Here is a 355-nt window from a genome sequence, read left to right as displayed (position 1 = left end):
CGTTGATTTACCCGAACCCGTAGGACCGGTAACCAAGATAATACCGTGTGGGCGCTGAATAAGTTTACGGAAGTTCTCGTGGTTCTCTGCCGTCATACCCAAACTGTGTAGATCTAGACGAGTGGCGTTTTTATCCAACAGACGCATTACCACACGTTCACCGTGTGAAGAAGGCATGGTAGATACACGCACATCAACCGCTCGGCCACCGATACGCAGAGAAATACGACCATCTTGTGGCACGCGTTTTTCCGCAATATCCAATTTAGCCATAACCTTTACACGCGAAACCAACAGCGGAGCCAGTTTACGGCTCGGCGCCAACACATCACGTAACACGCCATCAATACGGAAA

General features: G+C 49.9%; 1 protein-coding gene. It reads right to left on the bottom strand.

Going from position 1 to position 355, the window contains the following annotated elements; translation table 11 throughout:
- Window positions 1-355, bottom strand: a 355-nt coding sequence (locus tag AB4496_RS25120; protein ID WP_372132536.1) for a GspE/PulE family protein, incomplete at both ends; no start/stop codon positions are given.

The sequence above is a fragment of the Vibrio sp. 10N.222.46.A1 genome (assembly GCF_041473595.1).
Classification (GTDB): domain Bacteria; phylum Pseudomonadota; class Gammaproteobacteria; order Enterobacterales; family Vibrionaceae; genus Vibrio; species Vibrio tasmaniensis_A.
This window is presented reverse-complemented; position numbering and strand designations above follow the sequence as displayed.